This window comes from Labrenzia sp. R5_0 (assembly GCF_017743835.1).
Classification (GTDB): domain Bacteria; phylum Pseudomonadota; class Alphaproteobacteria; order Rhizobiales; family Stappiaceae; genus Roseibium; species Roseibium algicola.
The window spans coordinates 292,919-311,151 of the sequence record NZ_JAGHRK010000002.1 but is presented as its reverse complement, the minus strand read 5'-3'; the positions used below and the strand labels follow the sequence as shown (position 1 = coordinate 311,151).

General features: G+C 58.3%; 17 protein-coding genes and 1 riboswitch. Of the genes, 6 read left to right on the top strand and 11 right to left on the bottom strand.

Annotated features, from left to right (window positions below):
* Positions 1–2: 2 nt before the first annotated feature.
* Positions 3–803, bottom strand: a complete 801-nt coding sequence (locus J7447_RS10280) for a class I SAM-dependent methyltransferase (protein ID WP_209169545.1) — start codon at positions 801–803, stop codon at positions 3–5.
* Positions 804–1,543: 740 nt separating this feature from the next.
* Here J7447_RS10280 and J7447_RS10275 point away from each other — a divergent pair.
* A complete protein-coding gene (locus J7447_RS10275; protein ID WP_209169544.1) occupies positions 1,544–3,646 on the top strand; it encodes an EAL domain-containing protein in 2,103 nt (700 codons plus the stop codon).
* A 35-nt stretch (positions 3,647–3,681) separates the two neighbouring features.
* Here J7447_RS10275 and aroQ read toward each other — a convergent pair whose 3' ends face one another.
* Positions 3,682–4,206 carry a gamma subclass chorismate mutase AroQ gene (aroQ, locus tag J7447_RS10270; protein WP_209169543.1) on the bottom strand — a complete coding sequence of 175 codons (525 nt, stop codon included), beginning with the start codon at positions 4,204–4,206 and terminating at the stop codon, positions 3,682–3,684.
* A gap of 50 nt (positions 4,207–4,256) precedes the next feature.
* A complete protein-coding gene (locus J7447_RS10265; RefSeq protein WP_023000821.1) occupies positions 4,257–4,490 on the bottom strand; it encodes a hypothetical protein in 234 nt (77 codons plus the stop codon).
* 324 nt (positions 4,491–4,814) lie between these two features.
* Positions 4,815–5,026, top strand: a riboswitch (cobalamin riboswitch).
* Positions 5,027–5,079: 53 nt separating this feature from the next.
* Between J7447_RS10265 and J7447_RS10260 the strand changes: the two genes are divergently transcribed.
* Entirely contained in the window at positions 5,080–5,757 is a 678-nt protein-coding gene (locus tag J7447_RS10260) for an energy-coupling factor ABC transporter permease (protein WP_023000822.1), read from the top strand.
* Between the two features lie 90 nt (positions 5,758–5,847).
* Here J7447_RS10260 and J7447_RS10255 read toward each other — a convergent pair whose 3' ends face one another.
* Positions 5,848–6,333: a YHS domain-containing (seleno)protein gene (locus tag J7447_RS10255; protein ID WP_023000823.1), complete on the bottom strand. Its 486-nt coding sequence runs from the start codon at positions 6,331–6,333 to the stop codon at positions 5,848–5,850.
* Positions 6,334–6,515: 182 nt separating this feature from the next.
* Positions 6,516–6,887, bottom strand: a complete 372-nt coding sequence (locus J7447_RS10250; protein WP_023000824.1) for a hypothetical protein — start codon at positions 6,885–6,887, stop codon at positions 6,516–6,518.
* 183 nt (positions 6,888–7,070) lie between these two features.
* On the opposite strand from J7447_RS10250, the gene J7447_RS10245 reads away from it, so the two are divergent.
* Positions 7,071–8,018, top strand: coding sequence for an AraC family transcriptional regulator (locus tag J7447_RS10245; RefSeq protein WP_023000825.1), 948 nt, complete (start codon positions 7,071–7,073; stop codon positions 8,016–8,018).
* A 6-nt stretch (positions 8,019–8,024) separates the two neighbouring features.
* Here the strand turns inward: J7447_RS10245 and J7447_RS10240 are convergent, their stop codons facing one another.
* Together J7447_RS10240 and J7447_RS10235 are read right to left on the bottom strand one after the other, a co-directional pair.
* A complete protein-coding gene (locus J7447_RS10240; RefSeq protein WP_209169542.1) occupies positions 8,025–8,741 on the bottom strand; it encodes an HAD family hydrolase in 717 nt (238 codons plus the stop codon).
* Entirely contained in the window at positions 8,738–9,238 is a 501-nt protein-coding gene (locus J7447_RS10235) for a MarR family transcriptional regulator (protein ID WP_209169541.1), read from the bottom strand. The genes J7447_RS10240 and J7447_RS10235 overlap by 4 nt, the downstream gene beginning before the upstream one ends.
* Before the next feature lie 248 nt (positions 9,239–9,486).
* On the opposite strand from J7447_RS10235, the gene J7447_RS10230 reads away from it, so the two are divergent.
* Positions 9,487–10,308, top strand: a complete 822-nt coding sequence (locus tag J7447_RS10230) for an alpha/beta hydrolase (protein WP_031269231.1) — start codon at positions 9,487–9,489, stop codon at positions 10,306–10,308.
* 187 nt (positions 10,309–10,495) lie between these two features.
* Here the strand turns inward: J7447_RS10230 and J7447_RS10225 are convergent, their stop codons facing one another.
* The 4 genes from J7447_RS10225 to J7447_RS10210 form a co-directional block, all read right to left on the bottom strand.
* Positions 10,496–11,182, bottom strand: coding sequence for a hypothetical protein (locus J7447_RS10225; protein ID WP_077292513.1), 687 nt, complete (start codon positions 11,180–11,182; stop codon positions 10,496–10,498).
* Between the two features lie 76 nt (positions 11,183–11,258).
* Positions 11,259–13,484 (bottom strand): NADP-dependent isocitrate dehydrogenase, encoded by a 2,226-nt coding sequence (locus J7447_RS10220; protein ID WP_353653769.1) that lies wholly within the window; start codon positions 13,482–13,484, stop codon positions 11,259–11,261.
* A gap of 311 nt (positions 13,485–13,795) precedes the next feature.
* A complete protein-coding gene (locus J7447_RS10215; RefSeq protein ID WP_209169539.1) occupies positions 13,796–15,667 on the bottom strand; it encodes a bifunctional diguanylate cyclase/phosphodiesterase in 1,872 nt (623 codons plus the stop codon).
* The gene (locus J7447_RS10210) at positions 15,664–15,981 is read right to left on the bottom strand and encodes a hypothetical protein (protein ID WP_023000832.1); all 318 of its coding nucleotides are present in this window, start codon (positions 15,979–15,981) and stop codon (positions 15,664–15,666) included. Before J7447_RS10210 ends, J7447_RS10215 begins: the two co-directional genes overlap by 4 nt.
* 519 nt (positions 15,982–16,500) lie before the next feature.
* Here J7447_RS10210 and J7447_RS10205 point away from each other — a divergent pair.
* Both J7447_RS10205 and murI read left to right on the top strand, forming a co-directional pair.
* A complete protein-coding gene (locus J7447_RS10205) occupies positions 16,501–17,313 on the top strand; it encodes an RNA methyltransferase (RefSeq protein ID WP_023000834.1) in 813 nt (270 codons plus the stop codon).
* A 9-nt stretch (positions 17,314–17,322) separates the two neighbouring features.
* The gene (murI, locus tag J7447_RS10200; RefSeq protein ID WP_152506181.1) at positions 17,323–18,117 is read left to right on the top strand and encodes a glutamate racemase; all 795 of its coding nucleotides are present in this window, start codon (positions 17,323–17,325) and stop codon (positions 18,115–18,117) included.
* Positions 18,118–18,233 lie beyond the last annotated feature (116 nt).

The window sequence follows — 18,233 nt, the reverse complement described above, 5'->3', positions numbered from 1 at the left end:
GTTCACGGCTGCTGGTAGCGGACAGCAAAGGCGCGTGCGGGCAAGCGGATTTCTTCGCCGGTATCGAGTTGGTGCCGGAGCTTTGCCTTCAGCTCGTCACGTTTTTCCCGTGGCAGGTTCATGCAATAGCCGGGCGCAGGCCCGGCGCCGAGCGTGAACGGATGCCAGAATTCCTCAAACCCCGGAAACACAGTGTCGACTTCAAGGGTGTGAACACTGGCACCCGGCAACCGGGCTTCAGTGCAAAGTTGGCGGAGCCCGTCCGGAGTGCAAAAGGGAAACCGAAGCGCCTCATCAAGGTCTTCGGCTGCGGGGTCGATTGAAGCGGCTGCTTTCCAGAAGGCGTCAATGAAGCCCATGCCACCTCCCGGGTAGTCCCAGACATAGAAGGATATTGTTCCGCCAGGGCGGGTAATGCGACGCAACTCGGCCAGCGCCTGCAGCTTGTCCGGAACGAAGTTGAGCGCGAGCGCGGACGTTGATACGTCAATGGAGTTGTCGGGAAGCGGCAGGTCCTGTGCAGACCCGACTTCAAAGCGGGCTCTCTCGTCGGTGATCGCTTCCCGCGCATGCATCACGAAGCCTTCCGAAAGATCGAGACCGACAACCGATTTTGGCTTGGCCATATCGAGTATGGTTTCGGTCAGGGCTCCGGTGCCGCACCCTATGTCCGCCCAGTCTGCATCAGCAGGCGCGTTGAGCCAGGACACGAACTTTCTTGCGATCAATCGGCTCCATCTGCCCATGTAGTGATCGTAACTGCGACCTGCACTCCAGGAATCGTGTTTCGCATTGCCGGACATGTCCTTGGCCTCCCGCCCAGGATTGATATTCCAGATACAAAAATAGTGCCTTTGAAAGTGGAATTGGACAACGGCAATCTATCTAGCGCCGGACCTAAACCGCGAGAAAACTGATGAGAGGGGGCAGGACTTTCGAGAGCTGCAGGTCAGATCCTGACCGGCGGGCGAACCGGCGCACTTCGATCAGGCGATTGAAGGCCGCACCAGGTTCACAGTGCGGCAGCTGGGCTTCTGCAATCCAGGTGTCCACGTAGGGCCGCGCCTGCACTGCGCCCTTGCCAATATGCCAAATCCGGTCCCGGTAAAGCAAAAACTATTTATAGTTGCCCTTGCTCGACAACAAACCACGAAAATTGCCTACGAACCGACAACGCCGAGAACAGCATGTTCAGACGCTACTCAGACGCGCGTCGATTTGGGGTGTTGGTTAAAATCGCTCCTTTCGGTACAGAAATCGGGCCACGTTGAGAGTGTGATCGATTCAAATCTTCCGTAGATGCCGGTCAGGCTTGGTAATTCTACGCGGACAGGGTTTCTCGTGAATTCAGTAGTGCCTAGGAAAAATTGACGAGCAATTTGGCCGGTGTGAAAGAAATAGATGCTCGTAGGTTCAATAGTTCCAGAATAGGGCCGTGTTTCCTCTTTCAGGTTCAGAATTTGTTGAGGCGACTGCCGAAACACTGCTGGTATCGGGTCGCAGTTCGACCCGGGCAACGCAATGGACCGAAAGGGCTTGTTTCGTGCTCGAAACCGTTCGATCAAGAGGAAACGCGCTGTTCAAGCGCGTCTTTGTGCGGGCAACGCTTTATGGCGTGTTCGGATTGCTGGCTTTTTCGCTGGTTCTGATCGGCATCGATTATCTGACCCAGACGGACAAGATCGAGGAACGCCTTGCTCGGACTGCTCACGACAAGGCGCTGTTTGTCACCAATATTGCGGCGCGCGAAATCGCCAACAAGAACTATGGTGAAGTCGAGCGGCTTTTGAATGCGATTGCGGGTGACAAATACATTATCGCAGCCAAGGCCTATAGCCGCTTCGGTCAGGAGTTCGCCAGCGATTTTACCTCCGCAGAACCCTCGAGCGCCGTGCAGTTCAACGAAGGCGCCCTGAATGTCGCGCAGTCGGGCAAGGCTCAGTATTCGGAAACCGCCGACATGATCGAATACATCCTGCCGGTTTCCCGCAGCGGGGAAGTGGTGGGGTCCGTGCTGGTGCGCATTTCGAAGCACGAGCTTGCGGGCGTTCTGAGGGAAAAGATTGTTCAGGTGGTGTTGATCCTGGCGGTTCTTCTTCTTGCCTTCGTTCCGGTGATTGCTGCGCTGATGTACCGGGCAACGGCAGGTGTCAGCCGCGTGACGCAGGCAGCCAATGAGGCCGCTGCCGGTTACCTCGACTGCAATCTGGAAACTGATGCACCAGGCGAGGTGGGTGACCTGCAAACCGCGTTCCGCGGAATGATGGTCAAGCTGCGCGAGAATATTCTGCGGATCGAGGAACTCGCCTACACCGATCGCATCACCGGTTTGCCCAACAGGGCCAAGCTGGACAATGTCGCGATGACGCTGATCGATCTGCGCCCCAAGGAAACGGGCAGCGTTCTTTACATCGGACTGGACCGCTTCAAACTGATCAACGACATGCACGGACATGCCGTAGGCGACAAGCTGTTGCGGCTGGTCGGCAACCGGTTGGCCGTCCTGGTCGACGAGCTGGCCAAGCCACTGACGTCAAAACCCCCCTGCGTTGCCCGGTTTTCCGGCGACGAATTTGTCGTACTGTTACCCGGCGTCGATGATCTGCAGACGCTTGCCAAGTTGTCCAGGACGATGGTCGAGCGGCTGGGTGGGGCCTACAGAATTGGCCGGCTTTCCCTTTCGCTGACCGTCAGCGCGGGGATCGCGAGATACCCGGTGCACGGTACAACGGCCGAGGAAGTTCTGCGAAACGCCAACATGGCCATGTATGAAGCAAAGGGTGCCGGCAGGGCTCAGTCGATCGCCTACAACGATATCATTCGCGAACGGATGACCGAGCGCGAACAGATCCGGCACAGGCTGCAAAGCGCGCTGAGAGACCGCACGCTATCCGTTCACTACCAGCCGAAGGTCGACATTTCGTCCGGCAAGATTGTCGGTTCTGAAGCGCTGCTGCGCTGGAACGATGCCGAACTCGGATCCGTACCGCCCTACAAGTTCATTCCCGTGGCAGAAGAATGCGGTCTGATCGTTCCGATCGGAGAATTCGTGCTGGCATCCGCGCTCTCCGACATGAAATCCCTGCACCGGCAGAATGTCGATGTATCTGTCGCCGTGAACGTTGCGCCCGCGCAGCTGCAGGCAAAGGGATTTACCGGCAGAATGCTCGGGATCATTGGCGAGAGCGGGTTCTCGACGGAGAAGCTGGAACTGGAAGTGACGGAATCGAGCCTTGTCGACTATTCGCAGAACCTTCTGGATCAGATCCTGCCGATCAAGAAAGAAGGCGTCAAATTTGCAATCGACGACTTCGGCACCGGCTATTCCTCGCTGCACAGTCTCGCGAGCATGCCGTTCGACACGCTGAAGATCGACCGGTCCTTCATCATGGACATTGCCAATTGCGAGGATCGACGGACCATCGTCGAGCTGATCCTGATGCTGGCGAGGCAGCTCAATCTCAACACAGTTTCCGAAGGGGTCGAGACCCAGTTGCAGATGGATTACATCAATCTGTGGGGCGGGACTCTCGGCCAGGGCTACTTGTGGAGCCCGGCGGTGCCGTTCGGCGAGTTCTCGCGAATGGTCATGAAGCGGGAAGAAGAGGCGAATGCGGCCGAGCCCTGGAGGCAGGCAGCCTCCTGAACTCCGATAAGGGATGTCCTGATGGCCGTATGTGTCTAGTCGTGTACGTCGACCAGACCTTCAAACAGAGCGCTCTTTGATCCGTCGGACAGGCATTCCACGGTCAGCGCCTCCGTGAAGGCCTGCTGGTCAGAGGCCTCGACGGGGCTTTCTGCGAGTAGCGTCAGGATCTCGTTGCCGAGGCGCAACAGCTCCGGACGGACATCCTTGATCAGGTCGGGTACGTTCTGCGGACGAGCTTCACCGCTCTCCCAGCGTTCGATCCAGCAGGTTTGAATGTCCTTGGCCGCATCTATCTGCGCCTGGAAAAACAAGGTGACATTGTCAGCCGACAGGCCGTTTTCGACTGCCTTTTCGCGGGCAGCATCCAGCACCACCTTTTCCCTCGGCAGATCCTCGACAGGTTTGTCGTTATCCGCTTTCCAGGCTGCAACCGACTGCATGAACGACAGACGTTCGTTGATGGCGCCGAACAGCTTGTCAGGTGCCGCCCAGCCAGGAGTGACGGTGGCAGCAAGGAGAGATACCGCGAGAGCGGTCTGGGGAATCGATTTCAACATGGCCGAAGACTTTCACAGGTCACCGCCTGCGGCAAGTCTTTGGTTGTGGTCTACTTCTTTTCAACCGAGCGGCTGATCTCGGTGATCACGCCGAATGCGACGGCGGCCATGATCTTCAATAGTCCGCTGTCGAGCGCCTGTTCGCGTGTCAGATTGCCAAGGAAAAAACCCGGTCTTGGTTCAGTGACTGCACCAAGAGTAACGCCGGCCAGAAGTGCCAGCTGAATGCAGCCAAGGAAAAAGACGACACCAGCGATAAGCGTTCCCAATTTGGTAAAGGGCATTGCAAACTCTCATGATGTGCTTTGTATGCGAGTGAGGTTATCTTTCGTTAGGGTTTCTGCAAGTAAAAATCACAATTACCCTAAATACAGAAAAGTTTAATAAACAATGGTTTTGATTTTCATCTTTGATTGGGTGCTTCAAATGTCATGTTTTTCAGGTGGCTGACGCAATTCCCTGAAGAAGTATTTTGAGATCTGAAGCTTGTTGGTAGTGCTAATTCGGCTGATTTCGGTGGTGGTCTTCAGAAGGCAAAATTTCGGTGCAATGTCGCATTCAGACCGAATATGGCGAAAATTCGCTTGCAGAATATCGCCAATCCTTGCAAATCTAGACGATGCGATGGTTTCGCCCGAACAAGCGTAAGGGCGGATGAAATGGGAACACGGTGAGGCGTACCCAACAGGGACCAATACCGTGGCTGCCCCCGCAACTGTATGCGACGAGCAAAGCCCTTCAAGCCACTGGAGCGATCCGGGAAGGCGGGCAGCGCAGAGACTCGCGAGCCAGGAAACCTGCCATCCAGCGGTCCCATCGGGGCCGGTTCACACCATCTGCTCGCGCACGGAGGGTGCGCAAAGGAGAAATGACATGCATATCGAACCGGGCATCGTCGACGGTGCCAAAATCGTACTCAGCTACGGCACCGCGGCTGCTTCCTTCGGCCTTCTGGGCAAAATGGCTCTCGACACGATCCGCAAAAGCGGCGTTCTCAGCCTTGCCGTCCGCTCCGTCATCACGACGGTTGCCGTGTTCTGCTTCTTCGAAATCCTGCCGCATTACCCGGTCGGTGTTTCCGAAGTGCACTTTATCCTGGGCTCCACCCTGTTCCTGATGTTCGGCGCTGGTCCGGCAGCAATCGGTCTTGCTGCAGGCCTTCTGCTCCAGGGGACGCTGGTTGCTCCTTTCGACCTGCCGCAGTACGGCATCAACGTCACCACGCTGCTTGTGCCGCTGTGGGCTGTCAGCATGCTGGCAAACCGCATCATTCCGGAAAAGACCGCCTATGTTGATGTTTCCTACGTTCAGGCACTGGCTCTTTCCACCACGTTCCAGGCCGGTATCGTTGGCTGGGTTGCTTTCTGGGCATTCTACGGCCAGGGCTTCGGTGCCGAGAACATGGCTTCCGTCGGTTCCTTCGGTTTTGCCTATATGCTGGTGATCCTGGGCGAGCCGCTGGCTGATCTGGCTGTTCTGGCCGCTGCCAAGACACTGGCACCGCTGACCCGGAACCTTGCTTTCGAAAATCGGCTGCACAACGCGGCTTAAGTCTTCGGGCTTTTGCCGAAATCAAGTCACGAAGGGCGGCCCTGGGGCCGCCCTTTTTGTTTGTCGTTCCGACGCCTTGGCAACGAACAATCAGAGCTTCGTTGCCTCGGTGGAGCGGATCTTCTTCCAGTTGGCTTCCGCCTTGGCGATTGTACCGGACTGGTCTTTCTGGAACTCGCGGAAGATGGCCTCGTTCAGGAACAGATAAAGCTTGCCGTCCACAACAGCCGCGAACTGCGGATCGCCGTCGAACTTCTTGCCGACTGAAACACCGAAGGTGCAGAAGCCGCCGTTTTGCGGCAGGTACTGATCCGGATGCGCGGTGAAGGCATCCATGGCTTCCTGGGATGCGAAGTAATAGGCAACACCGTCGTGGACGGCCGTATATTGCGCGGTTCCGTCAATCCGGTTGCCCAGGCTGACAAAGGCCACGGGATCGACACCATGAAGACCGAGCGGGCTGCCGGCGGCCGTCAGGCCACTGGAGGTGTTGTATTCGTCCGCGGCCATTGCCGGGGCAGAGAGAGCGGCAAGAGACAGCAGCGTTGCGGCAATGGCGGATTTCATCAAGGACATGTTCTACTCCTGAAAGGGTATGAAGGTTGAAGGCCGGATTTGCTCCGGTGCCTCTACCTTGCGTCCGAAGCTCAGGCGTCTCCATGTTCGCAAGTTCCCGAGGATTTGCAGATCGTCCGGATTGCAGTTCAAAAAAAGACACCGGCGCGAGGGCCGGTGTCATTGTGCGTTGACGGTGGCTGTCAAGCGGCCTGCGCAACCGTTTCCTGCGGTTTGGCAAGGCTGACCACTGTCAGGACGGCAATGGCGTTGACCAGGTAATAGGCGAAGTCGAGGCCGGTGAAGCCAAGTGCGAAGGGAGCTGCCAGGAACACGATGCCGACGGCAAAATCGACCGCCAGATGAACCGAATACGGCAGAATGCGGATGATGCCGGTCTGGTGATCCGTCAGGATCGTCAGGGCCAGGGCCGCAAAGCCTGTCAGGAAGGATAGCCAGAAGGCGATCGGGTTGGATTGGCCGAGATCAAGGAATACGGGCAGGGCAATAAGGCCGATCGCGACGGGATAATCGAGATAGGCGTGCATGGTCTTGGTGACGAAGCGAACAGACATCTTTCAAGTGCTCCAGGTTGGTTTCCTGCGGGCGGATTGCCCACGAGCCCAAAGATGTTGGTCGACTTCAGTTCTATCCATGCACGAAAGTCCCTGAAAATTGACCGATCGTCCGGGAGCCTTGCGCTTTGCGGTGTTGAGGCAAAAATGCGGGAATGAGACTTCAACCGGAACCGGCCTTTCATGAAACATGACGCCCTGACCCAGATCCTGGATGCCTTGAAGCTACGGGGATCCGTCTATTTCCATACCTGCTTTTCGCCGCCCTGGGCTGTGCGGGTGCCGGCTTTCGGCAATGTCGCGCGGTTTCACATGGCCATGCGTGGTGGCTGCTGGCTCGCGGTAGACGGTGTTGACAAGCCGATCCGCCTTGCGACCGGTGACCTGGCCGTCATTCCGCACGGGGCCGCTCATATCCTGAGTGATGAACCGGGCCGTCCCGCCGCCGAAGTGGACGAGGTCGTGCGGCAATCCGGTTATACGGGGGAAGGTGCGCTCTATTACGGTGGTCCGGACGAGGAACTGGCCTGCAAACTGTTCTGTGGCCATTTCGAATTCGAGGAAGGCTCGGTCCATCCGCTGCTCGATGCCTTGCCATCGGTCATTCATCTGCCCAACACACAGACGATGAACGCCTTCTGGCTGGAAGCAGTGATGCGTTTTGTTGCCAGCGAGGTGCGCGCCGGGCAGCCGGGGTCCGAGGCGATCATCCACCGGTTGACGGAGATCATCTTCATCCAGGTGGTGCGAACGTTCGTCGACAGGGAGGGGGACAGGGCCGGATGCCTGGCGGCGGTGCTCAACCCGAAGCTCGGGCGCAGCATGTCCAAGATCCATCTGGCGCCGGAAAAGCCCTGGACGGTGGAGAGCCTTGCCCGGGAAGCCGGCATGTCCCGGACGGTTTTTGCGGACAGGTTTACGAACCTCGTCGGCATGACGCCGCTGGCCTATGTCACCCACTGGCGCATGGAACGGGCACGGCGCGACATTCGGGAGACGGATCTGCCCCTGATCGATATTGCCGAAAACATCGGCTACAGCTCGGAAGCCGCCTTCAACCGGGCCTTCAAGCGTCAATTCAACCAGACGCCCGGACAGGTGCGACGGCAAGGCGCGGCGGTGCCGGCCTGATGTGAATCAGTTGGCGGCCAGATAGGCCGGCAGATCGGCAACGCTCTCCAGAACGGCATCCGCCAGGGTTTCCAGGTCGTGGCGCGCGCTTGTGCCCGTCAGGACACCGATACAAAGTCCGGCGCCCGCCGAACGGGCCATTTCCAGATCATGCGTGTTGTCACCGACAACGGCGATCCGGTCCAGTGCAAGACCTGTTGTCTCGGCAAAGCCGCGAACCATGCCCGGTTCCGGCTTCGGGCCAAAACCCGTGTCGTAACCCGTGACGAAGGCAAATCGGGGCGCAAGCCCGGTGCCGGCAAGAAAGGCCCTTATGGCCGCTTCGCTGTCGCTGCTGGCAACACCCAAAGTGAACCCGGTTCCGCTCAAGGTCTCGACAGCTTCCGGAATGCCAGTAAGGGGCGCAGCATCATGCATGCAGCCGATGAACACCCGGTCGAGGTCTGCGGTCAGCGGGCCTTCCTGAAAATCAGCACCGCAGGCAATCCAGGCAGCCGCGATTTCCGCAGAGTTGCCAGCTGCAAGCAGAGACCCGGCCGCGGACTTTCCGGTCGCCAGATCCATGCCGGTCTGTTCCAGGAGCCTGTCGGCCAGGGCGCGGTCGCCTCTGGCTGCATGGAGCGAGGTTTCGCGATAGGCCGGTGCCCATGTCGCGTCGAAATCAAGCAGGGTGCCGTCCTTGTCAAACAGGATGGCGGTGATGTTGCCCGTGAGGTTGTTCATGTCCGGTCTCCCGTGGATTTCAGGTTGGACCGCAATGTGTCGAGGGCGGACTTCAAATCCTCGAAAGCCTTTTCCGAAAGACCGGAGGCCTCGGCAACACACTGCGGCACGGCAGCTGCCTTTTCCCGAAGCGCGTTACCCTTGGCTGTCAGGCAGACGTTGACGACGCGTTGGTCCTCCAGATCGCGGACGCGGGAGACAAGCTCCATTGCTTCCAGGCGCTTAATCATCGGTGTCAGCGTGTTGTATTCCAGGCTGAGCGCGTCGCCGATATCCTTGACCGTCCTCTCGTTTCTGCGCCAAAGCAGGGTCATCACCAGATACTGCGGATAGGTGAGGCCGAGCTCTTCCAGCAAAGACCGGTAAAGGTGATTGAAGGCCAGATTGGCCTCATAGACGGCAAAACAGAGAAAATCGTCGAGATCTCTGCCCAAGGCGCCCGGGCCGGCGTTCTTCAAGGGCTTCGAGGCGCCTTTGTTTTCAGTGCGTTCTGACATGAAACGTTCCTAAGCAGCATTTTTTTTCTTGGCAAGCGTTGACAGAGCGAACTTGCCGATACATATACATCGCACACGATTAAATCGTGCACGAGTTAAATGGAGATCATCCGATGGGAAACAAGATCGTTGGGCCGCAGGTCAACCGTCGCCAGGCGCTGATTGGCGGCGGTGTCCTTGGGCTCGGTCTGGTGATGGCGCCGAGGTTCGGTGCCGCAAAACAACTGCTTGAACAGGAGAATCTGAAAATGACGACTTTCACGACATCCGATGGCGCAGAGCTTTTCTACAAGGACTGGGGGCAGGGGCAGCCGATCGTCTTTTCCCACGGCTGGCCGCTGTCGGCTGATGCCTGGGACGCGCAAATGCTGTTTTTCGGCCAGAACGGTTTTCGGGTGATTGCCCATGACCGCCGCGGCCACGGCCGCTCCAGCCAGCCATGGGACGGCAACAACATGGACCGCTACGCGGACGATCTTGCCGAACTGATCGAGCATCTGGATTTGAAGAACGTGATCCTGATCGGTCATTCCACCGGTGGTGGCGAGGTTGCCCATTATGTCGGCCGGCATGGCAATGACCGGGTCGCCAAAGTCGTTCTCGTCGGTGCTGTGCCGCCGCTGATGCTGAAAACGGCAGACAATCCGGACGGCACGCCGATGGAAGTGTTCGACGGTATCCGCCAGGGGACCGCCTACAACCGGTCGCAGTTCTTCAGGGATCTGACGGTGCCATTCTATGGTTTCAATCGCGATGGGGTCGACACCAATCAGGGTCTGCAGGAAAGCTTCTGGCTGCAGGGCATGGCCGGTGGCATCAAGGGTCAGTACGACTGTATCCGAGAGTTCTCGGAAGTCGACTACACCGGTGACCTGAAGGCCATCAAGGTGCCGACGCTGATCGTGCATGGCGACGACGACCAGATCGTGCCCATCAAGGCTTCTGCCCACCGGGCGGCGGAAATCGTCGACGATGCCACCTTGAAGATCTATGAAGGCGGTGGCCACGGTCTTGCACAATTGCAGGCCGAGGAGTTCAACAACGACGTTCTGGCATTCATCCGCGGATAAGCGGCGTCGGTAAAAAACGGGCGGCTCGGTGAGCCGCCCTTTTTCGTTGCCAGCCTCAAATCGTCTCCCCGCACGGAGCGCAGCAAAGACCCGGACCTGGATCTGAGGCTTGGGAACGTCAACTAAGGCAACCGATCGTCATGAGCCCTGGGGATGTCCTGCACCCAGGCAATAGCGCTTTTCGGGGCTAGTGTCTGACTGTTGCCCCACGCTCGTTGAGAAGCAGATCGAAGAGAAACGGCACATTCATGGAGCCGAAACGGCTCGCGCGTGCGACACCTTCGTCGGAGATCTCCACAATGCCGAACATCTTGTAGAGGCGGAAAAGATAGTTCGAAGACTGGTCCAGATCGAAATCGTAGCGTGGATCGGAAAAGAACATCCGGAACGTGTGCAGCGCCTCGAGCGGGAAACCCGTGTGATGCTCCCGCAGATTGTCGAATTTCGTGCAGAAGTCTTCCAGCGTTTCCCTGTTGCCATCCAGCTCTTCCATCTGGATGCGCTGGGCGATTACAAAGTCGGCGATATGTTCCTTGCCATAGTCGGTCAGCCCGCGCTCGATCAGGTGCCCCTGCATCTCTTCGGGCAGGGGCTTTTCCGTGGTCCTCATGTAGCCGAGGTGTTCCAGGCGGGCATAAAGTTCGTTCGTGACGCTGCCGGGCCCGGTCAGAAAGACTGGTTCGTGCTCATCGTCCATGAGCTGTATGGCACCGCGCAGGGTCGAAAAATCGCCATCGCTGAGCGCATGCACCAGAAAGCTCGTGTCCGGCCACCATTTGGCTGATTGAGGGTCGTTTGTTGCCGAGAAGAGGGTGAACTCTTCCCCGGCTCCATTCCGGACAACCGGCTGATGGTTCTCGTTTTGAAGGACCATTTGAAATGAGCTCCCTGGCGCAAAAAAAGAGGGCGGCCTGAGCCGCCCTACTTCTACCCAAGGGTGTATTTGCAAATCAACCGATAATGGCGTTGAGCGTTGCGCTCGGACGCATGACGGCGTTCACCTTTTCCTGCGGGGCATGGTAGTAGCCACCGGTGTTGGCGGGTGAACCCTGAACGCCGTTGAGCTCGGCAACAATCGCATCTTCCTTGGCAGAGAGCGCTTCGGCGATCGGTGCGAAATGCGCCTTCAGCTCGGCGTCCTTGTCTTGTGCGGCCAGTGCTTGTGCCCAGTAAAGCGCGACGTAGAAGTGGCTGCCGCGGTTGTCCAGGCCACCGACCTTGCGGGACGGGGACTTGTCATTGTCGAGCAGCTTCTCGACGGCCTTGTCAAGCGCGTCCGCCAGAACCTGTGCCTTGTCGTTGCCCTTGACGTTGGCCAGGTGTTCCAGCGATGCACCGAGGGCACAGAACTCGCCCAGGCTGTCCCAGCGCAGGTAGTTCTCTTCCATCAGCTGCTGAACGTGCTTGGGAGCGGAGCCGCCTGCGCCGGTTTCGAAAAGACCGCCACCGTTCATCAGCGGAACGATGGACAGCATCTTTGCCGAGGTGCCGACTTCCAGGATCGGGTAGAGGTCGGTCAGGTAGTCACGCAGCACGTTGCCGGTGATGGAGATCGTGTCTTCACCGCGGGCGATACGCTCGGTGGAATACTTCGCCGCATCGGCCGGAGCCATGATCTGCAGGTCGAGACCGGAAGTGTCGTGTTCCGGCAGATAGGCTTCCACCTTCTTGATCAGTTCCGCGTCATGAGCGCGGGTCTTGTCCAGCCAGAAGACGCCCGGCATGCCGGACAGGCGAGCGCGGGTGACGCCGAGCTTGACCCAGTCGCGGATCGGGGCGTCCTTGGTGCGGCATGCGCGCCAGATGTCGCCTTCTTCGACGGCATGTTCGATCAGGGTGTTGCCGGCAGCGTCGACGATGCGGATGGTGCCGTCAGCCGGAGCCTTGAAGGTCTGCGGATGCGAGCCGTATTCCTCGGCCTTCTGGGCCATCAGTCCGACGTTCGGCACGGTGCCCATCTTGGCCGGATCGAGCGCGCCGTTTTCGCGGCAGAAGTCGATCACGGCGGAGTAGACGCCGGCATAGGAGCTGTCCGGGATCACGCACTTGGCGTCGCCTTCCTTGCCGTCCGGACCCCAGCCCTTGCCACCTGCGCGGATCAGGGCCGGCATGGAGGCGTCGATGATGACGTCGGAAGAGACATGCAGGTTGGTGATGCCCTTGTCGGAGTTCACCATGTACATGGCCGGGCCGTTGTCGAGAGCGGCCTTGATGTCGGAATTGATCTCGGCGGCCTTGTCGGCCGGCAGCGTGGCGACCTTGGCTTCCAGATCACCGATGCCGAGGTCCGGATTGACGCCGAGCTCGGCAAAGGTTGCGGCGTGCTTGTCGAAGACGTCCTTCAGGAACGCCCGCACACAGTAACCGAAGATGATCGGGTCGGAGACCTTCATCATGGTTGCCTTCATGTGCAGCGAGAACAGGATACCCATGTCCTTGGCATCCTGGATTTCCTTTTCCAGGAACGCGAACAGCGCCTTGGCGCTCATGTAGGTGCCGTCAACGACGTCGCCTTCGTCCAGGGCAAAGTCGCCCTTGAGAACCGTGGCGGTTCCGTCCTTGCCGACGAATTCGATCTTCGCCTTGCCTGAGGATGCGGCAGAAACGGTCACCGACTTTTCGTTGGAGAAGAAGTCGTTTTCACCCATGGTGGCGACGTGGGTCTTGGAAGAGGGCAGCCATTCACCCATGCGGTGCGGGTTCTTCTTGGCGTATTCCTTGACCGCTTTCGGCGCGCGGCGGTCAGAGTTGCCTTCGCGCAGCACCGGGTTCACGGCAGAGCCCTTGATCGCGTCATACTTGGCCTTGACGGTCTTTTCCTCGTCCGTCTTCGGCTCGGACGGATACTCAGGCAGCTTGTAACCCTGGGCCTGGAGTTCCTTGATGGCGGCGTTGAGCTGGGGCTGCGATGCCGAGATGTTCGGCAGCTTGATGACATTGGCGTCCGGCTGCTTGACCATTTCGCCGAGGACCGCAAGATCGTCGGACTGCTTTTGTGCGTCCGTCAGATACTCGGGGAAGTTCGCCAGGATACGGCCTGCGAGGGAGATATCCTTGGTACCGACGGTCAAACCGGCTGCCTTGGTGAAGGAGCGGATGATCGGCAGGAACGAGGCGCTGGCCAGTTCCGGTGCTTCGTCGACCTTGGTGTAGATAATGTCGGCCATGACAGTCACATTTCCTAGCGTTCGAACATTGGTCAAAGGAGTGGTGCGGGACCGCTCCCGATGAATTTCGACATGCGTATACAATTGTACGCAATCAATTGAAAGCCCTCCGGAAGGCGAAGGGTGTGAAGTCCGCAGGTGTTCTAGCAAAGCCGTTGGAAAAGGCAATCAGGAGTGGAGGGAGTGGCATCGGCCCGAGCCTGATTTTCAACGGGCAGACCGGCGGTCCGACGGAGGTTGGCCGGCAGTTATGGGCAATCTGCCGGAGCTTTCCGATCGGGATCGGAATATCCTTAGGCTGAAGGAAAGGACCGCCCGCGTCAGGCTGACTTGCGAACGAGGAAGCCTTGCAGGTCGGCAATGTTCATTGGTTTGCTGAAGGCATATCCTTGAACGTAGTTGACACCGAGCATGCGCAGCTTGTTGATCGTGTCTTCCGTTTCGACCCCTTCGGCAAGGGCTTCGATGCCGAGCCCGTGTGCCATGTCGACAATTGTCTTGATCAGCTTGAACTGCTCCGGATTGCTGGACAGCGGAGAAATCAGGGCCCGGTCGATCTTCAGAAGATCGGGTTTGAGTTTTGTGAGCGCGATAATCGATGCGTGGCCGGTGCCGAAATCGTCGATTTCTATTCGAATGCCGAGCTTGCGCAGGGCGTTGACGGTTTCGACTTCATCGTCCGACAGCGTATCGAAGAAGACCGACTCGACCAGCTCGAATGCGATTTCGGCACGGACCTTCGGCAGGTTCTGGATGTATTCGGCAAGTCCGGGTTCGGCCAGCCTCTGGTAGCTGACGTTGAAGCTCACCTTCGGAAAAACGACCCCCGTGCGTTCCTGGGCCAGGATAAGATCGATTGCTTTCGACATGATGTGGCTGTCGAAGGCAGCCGCCTTGCCCGCTTCCTGAACCGCGTCCAGGAAAGCGGCGGGACCCAGAATGCCCTGCTTGGGATGGTTCCAGCGGGCGAGCACTTCAATCCCGACAACAGCACCTGTCCGGGTGTCATGCTGGGTCTGGAAATAAGGCTCGAACTCGTCGTTCTCCAACCCGTAGAGGACCGCTTCGGCGGTTTTCATCAGATGCTGCGCATCTTTCTTCAGGCCCGGATTGAACATCACGGCCCTGTTCTTCCCGGCCTTCTTGGCCTCGTAAAGCGCTATGTCCGCGTCGACCATCATGCTGTCGAGCTTGCCGCCGCTTATGCTGGAATGGGTTACGCCAACCGAGGCGCCCACGCGAAGCTTGGTTTTCGAGACGACATGGGGGCGTTGCATCCAGCTTTTCAGTCCCTCAAGAAAATCGGTTTGCTGGTCTGCGCCGATCGCAGGAGACGCTACCACGAATTCATCGCCGCCAATACGAGCGATGATCGAGTTGACGGGAGCAATCGCATTCAGTCTTTCCCCCACCAGCACAAGCAGCTTGTCGCCGGCTGCATGGCCGACTGTGTCGTTGATGTTCTTGAAACCGTCCAGGTCGATCTGGAACAGGGTCATGTCGGGCAGGGTGCCGTCGTCCTGGTGCAGCTTTCCAATGGCGTGGCGAAGTCCGCGGCGGTTCAGTAGGCCGGTCAGGTCATCGTGGATCGAGCGATGGTGCGCTTCAAGCCTTGCGCTTTCCATGTGGTCGAGAAATCTCTTGAGTGAAGCGGCAATATAGATGCCCCCCAGACAATTGATCGTTCCCAGGATGTAGTGGTTCATCAGATGCCACCAGGAATAACTGGAGGAAGGCCAGACAAGTTCCGGGTGGAGGAGCGTCAGCACCGAATGATGGACAAGGGCGGCAACAGTGGTCATCAGCACCGATCGCCAGCAGACATAGGCAATGATGATCGACGTATTGATGAAATAAAGCATATGCACTTCAAGCATATACTCGCCATTGTGGATGTCGGAGGCGACGTAGAGCCCGAACATCCATGTGGAATTGATCGCGACGGTCACGATCAGCCGCGTGCGCAAGGCCGACGCGTCGGCCATGACGGTTGCCGTCGTGACGGTACCGATCAGGGCCAGAGGAAGGGCAACAAAAAGCACTGAGCCGCCGGTAAGATAAGATGCGATAACGGCTATTGCTGCAGCCAGCCAGAAGTACCAGACGAGAATCCAGCTCACAGCCTGGCGAAGCCGCTGCACGTTCAGTGCCGAAACATCGACCCAGAAATTATTCAGAAACGAAGGTTTCATTCGACCGGTCGTGCCTCCGATAGTCTGGGGCCGTGCTGGTCGATACCGCACAACCGTGCAAATTCGGCATTGAGAAGAAAGAGTGCGTTGGAAGATTTCAGACTTTGCGACTGTTGCGCGGATTGCGGAATGGCAACCACCATCCAGTCGAAAGGTCCAGGTGCTGCGATGGGGGCTCCGGTAAGCGCTACCGAAGTGAAGCTTTGTCGTTCAGAAAACCAGGGCGGAAATACAGCCACTGCCTGCAGTCCCACCGCACCGGCGTTCTTGGTCACAAGCAGCCCCGCACTGAACAGCACGGCAACGCAAAGCATTGAAACCGCTGGACAATAAGTCCGGAAGAGGGTTGCAGATTTTCGCACGAAATACACCCGAATTGAAACGTGAAAAGCAGTATCCCATGCACTTATTGAGGGCGTGTAAAGTTGATATTGTATCTTTCCTGCAATTTATCTTAAATATTAACAATAAAATGTTTGTGTGCCTGGGTAATATTTGCAGTGTTGTTTAATCGTAGGTGTAATTGGCTGATTTCAAGATGTCTGGACTTCCCGGCCTTCGGAAAGCGTTGGGTCATCCACACGCACATGTTTCAATCTCAGGCTTTGACGCTTTCCGGCTGCCAGATTGTGGTGCCGGCGAACCGGCTTCCCCTCGGAAAACGAGAGACCTTCCGAGCAGTGGCGGAGATGCGTCTGACAAGGCCAAGATGCACGGAACGCAGACGGACCTCAAAAATCATCGTATTTATCGGAGGAATGAGGCCGACCGCAGCTGTGGTGCAGGCCTTTCGGTCTTTTCATCCGACGTTGCTTCCGCTAAATCCCCGCTTCATGAGCAAGAATGCACACATCAGAGACGAAGCCCGCGCCGTGACGGCCAAGCCGCCGGCGGTGATCCTTTGCGAGCCGCAGCTTGGCGAGAACATCGGCACTGCGGCAAGGGCGATGGCGAATTTCGGTCTGGTGGATCTGCGGATCGTCAACCCGCGCGACGGTTGGCCGAGTGAGAAGGCAAGAGCCGCGGCAAGCCGGGCGGATCATGTTATCGACAAGGTGCAGGTTTTCGACAGTGTCGAGGCGGCTATTGCCGATTTGCAATTCGTCTTCGCCACCACGGCCCGCTCGCGCGAAGTGCCCAAGCCTGTGCGGGGGCCGGATGAAGCTGCCAAAAAATCCGTCGAACTCGGAGAACAGGGTGCCGCGACCGGTTATCTGTTCGGCCGAGAGCGCTGGGGTCTCAACAACGAGGAAGTAGCTCTCGCCGACGAGATCGTCACGCTGCCGGTCGATCCGGATTTTGCCTCGCTGAACATTGCGCAGGCAGTGCTGGTGTGTGCCTATGAATGGCGCAAGACCGCGACGTCCGGTGCATTGCCCTTTATCCTGTCGGAAGAAGTGCATCCACCGGCGAAGAAGGACGAAGTGCTGCGTTTCTTCGAGCACCTGGAAGGGGCACTCGACAAGGCTACCTTCTTCCGTCCGCCGGAGCGGCGGCCGCATATGGTGCGTACGCTGCGCAACATCTTCCAGAAGGCCGAGTTGACCGACCAGGAAGTGCGCGCGCTGCGCGGTGTCGTGGCCTCGCTGGAAAAACGGGAAACGCGACCGCGCAAGGACAGATCAGGTTCAGGCAGCGAAGAATAGAGGCAGATCTTGCAGGGTTCGGGGCCGGTACTCTTTTTCGATTCAGGTCTTGGCGGGCTCACGGTGCTGCGCGAAGCGCGATATCTGCTGCCTTATGAGCCGCTCCTTTATGTCGCCGACGATGCGGCCTTTCCCATCGGCCGCTGGCCGGAAGCGGAATTGAAAGAACGGATCGTATCCCTTTTCGACGATCTGATTGCCGAACACGGCCCCAAGGCGGTGGTGATTGCCTGCAATACAGCCTTCACGCTCGCAGGGGACGCCTTGCGAGAGAGACATCCAGACGTGCCTTTTGTCGGCACTGTTCCGGCAATCAAGCCGGCGGCGGAGCGCACCTCCTCCGGGCTGATCTCGGTTCTGGCAACGCCGGGCACGGTGCGCAGAACCTATACACGAAGCCTGATCGAGAGTTTTGCCAGCCAGTGCCATGTCCGGCTTGTCGGATCGGACAAGCTGGCGGAACTGGCCGAAAAACATCTGCGTGGCGACACCGTCTCCGACGCAGACCTTCTGCCGGAAATCTCTGACTGTTTCCTGGAACAGGACGGCAAGCGGACCGACATCGTCGTGCTGGCCTGCACCCACTATCCGTTTCTTGCCAACCGTTTCCGCAGGATTGCTCCCTGGCCGGTCGACTGGCTGGATCCGGCGGAAGCCATCGCCCGCCAGTTGGTCCGAGTTCTGGGGGAGGGGGCTGCAAGTGAACCTTCCCGCCATCTGCCAGATCGGGCGATCTTCACCTCGGGCACGAAGGATGCGGGGGTGTCACGGCTGCTGGCCGGGTTTGGCCTGGTACTGGACTGATTGGCAACGTAGTCGCACGGGCCTTTTTTCCTGGCCATCGGTCGCCCGGATCGAGCCACACAGCAGCACAAGGCATCATCCCGAACGTGCCCTCCTATGAGAGGTGCGCTCAGAGC